Origin of the sequence: Streptomyces sioyaensis, from assembly GCF_004122735.1 — a bacterium.
In the GTDB taxonomy this organism is placed as follows: domain Bacteria; phylum Actinomycetota; class Actinomycetes; order Streptomycetales; family Streptomycetaceae; genus Streptomyces; species Streptomyces sioyaensis.
In genome coordinates, this window is sequence record NZ_SDIF01000227.1 from 1 (window position 1) to 5035 (window position 5035).

A 5035-nucleotide genomic window follows, 5' to 3' on the forward strand; every position below is an offset into this window, starting at 1 on the left:
CCCATGCGCCCGCCCCACCCCCCTCCGCACTCCACAGGCGAAACGAGGAGCCGCTCGTGTTCCACCAGGACAGTGCAGCCACCGGATCACCCCTCGACGCACCACCCGCCGACCCGGCCGACGCCGCCGCCCGCAGCCTGCGGGAGCCCCAGAAAACCCTGGTCAACGGCACGGTCCGGGAGGTCTACGTGCCCCCGCTGGCCCCGCCCGTCCGCAGTGGCTCGCTCGGGGACCTCCCCTTCACCAACGCCGCCGAGGCGCCCGCCGACGTCGTGCTCGCCCGCAAGCAACCCAGCGGTACCTGGCGGGACATCACCGCCGCGGAGTTCGCCGTCGAGGTCCGCGCCGTCGCCAAGGGCCTGATCGCGCACGGTCTCCGCCCCGGCGACCGGCTCGCGATCATGGCTCGTACGACCTACGAGTGGACCCTCGTCGACTTCGCCGCCTGGGCGGCCGGTCTGGTCACCGTCCCCCTCTACCCCACGTCCTCCGCCCACCAGGCGCAGTGGATCCTGCACGACTCCGGTGCCCGCGCCTGCGTCGTGGAGAACGTCGAAGAGGCCCGGCTGATCAGCGGACTGCGCGGCGAACTCCCCGCTCTGGACCACCTCTGGCAGTTCAACACCGGCGCCGTCGCCCAGCTCATCGCCGCGGGCCGGGACCTCCCGGACGAGGCGGTCGACCAATGCCGCGCCGCCACCGGCCCGTACGCCCTCGCCACCCTCATCTACACCTCCGGTACCACCGGCCGCCCCAAGGGCTGCGCCCTCACCCACGCCAACTTCTTCGCCGAGGTCGACAACGCCGTCGAGCTGCTGTACCCGATCTTCACGTCGGTCAGCGAGGAGCCCGCCGCCACCCTCCTCTTCCTCCCGCTCTCCCACGTCTTCGGCCGCATGGTCGCCGTCGGCTGCCTGCGCGCCCGCGTCCGCCTCGGCCACGCCCCCAGCATCCAGAGCGACGACCTGCTCGCCGACCTGGCCGGATTCCGTCCGACGTTCCTGCTGGCCATCCCGTACGTCCTGGAGAAGGTCTTCAACACCGGCCGGGCCACTGCGGAGAAGATGGGCAAGGGCTCCTCCTTCGACCGCGCGGCCCGCGTCGCGCGCCACTACGGCGAGGCGGTCGAGGCCAGGGAACACGGGACGGGCCCCGGCCCCGGCGTCGCCCTCAAAGCCGCCCGCAAGCTGTACGATCCGCTCGTCTACCGCCGCATCCGCGCCGCCCTCGGCGGCAGGGTCCGCCACGTCCTCTGCGGCGGTTCCCCCCTCGGCCACCGCCTCGCCGCCTTCTACACCGGCGCCGGCATCGAGATCTTCGAGGGCTACGGCCTGACGGAGACCACGGCCGCCACCACCGTCACGCCACCGCTGCGCCCCCGCATCGGCACGGTCGGCTGGCCCCTGCCCGGCACCGCGGTGCGGATCGCCGACGACGGCGAGATCCTGATCCACGGCGGACACGTCTTCTCCGGTTACTGGGACGCCGCCCTCGGCGCGGCCCGCCCCACCACCGACCACGGCTGGTTCGCCACCGGCGACCTCGGATCACTCGACCCGGACGGTTACCTCACGATCACCGGCCGCAAGAAGGAGATCCTCGTGACCACGGGCGGCAAGAACGTCGCCCCCGCGCCCCTGGAGGACCGCCTCCGCTCCCACCCCCTCGTCGGCCAGTGCATGGTCGTCGGCGACAACCGCCCCTACATCACCGCCCTGCTCACCCTGGATCCGGACGGCCTCGCCCACTGGTGCCAGATGCACAAGAAGCAGGGCGTGCCGTCCGAGCAGCTGCTCCGCGACAAGCACCTGCTCGCCGATCTCCAGCGCGCGGTGGACGACGCCAACGCACTGGTCTCCCGGGCTGAATCCATTCGCCGCTTCGCCGTTCTCCCGGTGGATTTCACCCCGGAATCCGGGCATCTGACCCCATCCCTGAAACTCCGCCGTGCCGCCGTCTCCCGTGATTTCGCCAAAGACATAGCCAGCCTTTACGAAAGCGGGTGACCCCGCTCTGGAGCCCTCGCCCCCGGCGCGTCAGACTGGAACCCCGTGTCACCTCTGTGGGGGAGGTGGCACGGGGTCTGACGTGCGAGGTCGCGGCGCTGCGCGGGCCCGGGGCGGGACCCGCTCACCGCGGCGGCAGCGCGACCGCCGTCTGCATATCGCAGGAGTTGCACCAGAACGCCCAGCCGTTGGCGTCGACGGACCGCGAGCCACAGGCCAGGCACGGGTCGCCGACAAAGCTCGCGGTCACCCAGGCCCCGGCCGTCGCCGCACGGCGCCCCTCCGTCGCGCACTCCTCGGCGTAGCACGGAATGCACAGCCCGCCCTGTTGGCCGGGCAGCTTCATCGAACGTATCCCGCAGGTCGAGCACGGCAGCCGGCCGACGTACTGCGCGTCCAGGCCGACCGGCTTACCGTTCCTTCCCAAGGGCGCCATGTCGCCTTCGCCTCCCCTAAGCCAGGACGGTGCCGGTGCCGCCGCAACCGGAGCACTGCGTCGTGACCGTGTCGCCGGCCGGCGTCTCCCAGTCCACGGTGCCTCTGCCCCCACAGTCGGGACAGGTCTTCTGCGGGGGCAAGTGCTCGCTCATTCTGCCCACGGTATGCCGCGCCATGTTCCGATGTGACCACTTTCCGTGATCACTTCGTCATCTGCCGCAACTTCTTTGTACCGGTGGGCACTTGCGCCAAAATGTGCGGCTGGGTCTGCCTGCTCGCCGGACGGGCCTCCGCGGGCTCGGCGTCCTCGTGGCCACCGTCGGAGCGTCGGATGCGACGACGGCGCTCCCGCTGGCCCCCAAGGGTCCGTGACCGTTGGTGGTGGTGAGGCGCGCCGCTGATCGCCGCATCCGTCATCGGGACGGTCTGGATTCCCGCCTTCTCGCCACCTCGGCGGGTTCCCTTGGTGCTCACGGTTTTCCGCTGAGCGACCGCTCTACTTGCCCCGTCCGGGCGCGGCGAGATCCCGTTTCTTTGCGACTCTTTGCGACCGAACGAGGGAGATGACTGCTGCCGGGGCAGTGGCGAGCGGTGCGCGCATTGCCGGAGAAATTCCGCATTGCTTGCGCCCGATGGGTGTGTCATGCGCGGGACGAGAAAAATTCATGCGATGGCCATTCAAGCCGGTCGTCGGCAGGAAAAGGCAGGAGCCCCGCTCGCCACCGAAATGGCGGAGCAGGGCTCCTTGGGTACTGCTGGAAACGACCTGGAAAGATTCCGGGCCAGGCAACTTAGACCGGCGTGACGTTCTCCGCCTGCGGACCCTTCGGGCCCTGCGTGACGTCGAAGTTCACCTGCTGGTTCTCCTCCAGGGAGCGGAAACCAGAGGCGTTGATCGCCGAGTAGTGGACGAAGACATCCGGGCCGCCGCCGTCCTGGGCGATGAAGCCGAAGCCCTTTTCAGCGTTGAACCACTTGACGGTTCCGGTAGCCATAAGCCCTCCTTGGGCCAAAGGGTTGCCCTGCTCCAGAACCTGCAAAGAAGTCTGAAACTACAAGAGCCTGCGGGGTCACATGCTCCGCAGGCTCTGTACTGCAAGGGAAACCAAACTGCAACTTGCGCTGAGCTTAGCATGGTGCGCTCGCAAGGCGGAAGAGCCAAAGATCACGTTTAACCGACCGCACTAACGTCCATGCGCCGACCCGCCGCGCTGCCCCTGGCGGGACAGGTCTAGCCTCCGCATGTGGACAATTCAACCTTCGGAGACGCACCCGCGGGAGCCGACGCCGGCCGCCGTCGCAGCCGGCCGCGAGTGGGCCACATCCAGTTCCTGAACTGCATGCCCCTTTACTGGGGCCTCGCCCGTACGGGCACCCTGCTCGATCTGGACCTCACCAAGGACACGCCGGAGAAGCTCAGCGAGCAGCTGGTCCGCGGGGAGCTCGACATCGCGCCGATCACCCTCGTGGAATTCCTGCGGGCCGCCGACGACCTCGTCGCCTTTCCCGACCTCGCGGTCGGCTGCGACGGCCCGGTGATGTCCTGCGTGATCGTTTCGCAGAAGCCGCTGGAGCAGCTGGACGGCGCCCGGGTCGCCCTCGGCTCGACCTCCAGGACGTCCGTACGGCTGGCCCAGCTGCTGCTGGCCGAGAAGATCGGGGTGCGGCCCGAGTACTACACCTGCCCGCCGGACCTCGGCGTGATGATGCAGGAGGCGGACGCGGCGGTGCTGATCGGTGACGCCGCGCTGCGCGCCAATCTGCACGACGGTCCACGGCTGGGCCTGGAGGTGCACGACCTGGGCCAGATGTGGAAGGAGTGGACGGGCCTGCCGTTCGTCTTCGCCGTCTGGGCGGCCCGGCGCGAGTACCTGGAGCGCGAGCCGGTCGTGGTGCAGAAGGTGCACGAGGCGTTTCTGGCCTCGCGTGATCTGTCGCTGGAGGAGGTCGGCAAGGTCGCTGAGCAGGCGGCCCGCTGGGAGACCTTCGACGAGCCGGTCCTGGAGCGCTACTTCACCACGCTCGACTTCCGTTTCGGGCCCGCCCAGCTGCGGGGGGTCACGGAATTCGCCCGGCGCGTCGGGCCGACGACCGGGTTCCCGGCCGATGTGAAGGTGGATCTGCTGACGTCGCCGGCCGGGTAGCCAACCGGCCGGCGCCGAGACCGGGGCGCTGCCCGGGCACACCGTACGGGCGCTGGGCGCCGGGCTGGCTGAGGCGCCGGCCGCGGCGACGCGTACGGGCGTATGAGGCGCTGACCAGGGGCCCGTGCCGGGCGCCGGCTGACCGGAGGCGGGGCTGTCGGACCCCTGACGTACGCTGGTCCAGTTCGTGATGCCCGCCTGTGAAAGGGACGCCCCGGTGACCGAGAACGCCGACCTCCAGTCCGTGCTCGACCGCGCCGCGCAGGGCGGCAGGATCACGCCGCAGGAAGCGCTCGACCTGTACCGCTCCGCCCCGTTGCACGCGCTGGGCCAGGCCGCCGACGCCGTGCGCCGCCGCCGTTACGCGGGCACCGAGCACATCGCGACGTACATCATCGAGCGCAACATCAACTACACCAACGTGTGCGTGACGGCGTGCAAGTTCTG

At 70.0% G+C, this 5035-nt stretch carries 4 protein-coding genes and 1 pseudogene; 3 read left to right on the plus strand and 2 right to left on the minus strand.

The window, feature by feature from the left end; all coding sequences use genetic code 11:
* Nucleotides 1-56: 56 nt before the first annotated feature.
* Nucleotides 57-2006 (plus strand): AMP-dependent synthetase/ligase, encoded by a 1950-nt coding sequence (locus EST54_RS33175; RefSeq protein ID WP_129251387.1) that lies wholly within the window; start codon nucleotides 57-59, stop codon nucleotides 2004-2006.
* A gap of 124 nt (nucleotides 2007-2130) precedes the next feature.
* Here EST54_RS33175 and EST54_RS33180 read toward each other — a convergent pair whose 3' ends face one another.
* Entirely contained in the window at nucleotides 2131-2442 is a 312-nt protein-coding gene (locus EST54_RS33180; protein WP_129251388.1) for a hypothetical protein, read from the minus strand.
* Nucleotides 2443-3235: 793 nt separating this feature from the next.
* A complete protein-coding gene (locus EST54_RS33185) occupies nucleotides 3236-3439 on the minus strand; it encodes a cold-shock protein (RefSeq protein ID WP_003984261.1) in 204 nt (67 codons plus the stop codon).
* Nucleotides 3440-3688: 249 nt separating this feature from the next.
* Here EST54_RS33185 and EST54_RS33190 point away from each other — a divergent pair, with 249 nt between their 5' ends.
* Together EST54_RS33190 and EST54_RS33195 are read left to right on the plus strand one after the other, a co-directional pair.
* Nucleotides 3689-4588: a menaquinone biosynthetic enzyme MqnA/MqnD family protein gene (locus EST54_RS33190; RefSeq protein WP_129251389.1), complete on the plus strand. Its 900-nt coding sequence runs from the start codon at nucleotides 3689-3691 to the stop codon at nucleotides 4586-4588.
* A gap of 217 nt (nucleotides 4589-4805) precedes the next feature.
* Nucleotides 4806-5035 (plus strand): annotated as a pseudogene (locus tag EST54_RS33195) (dehypoxanthine futalosine cyclase); the annotation flags it as partial.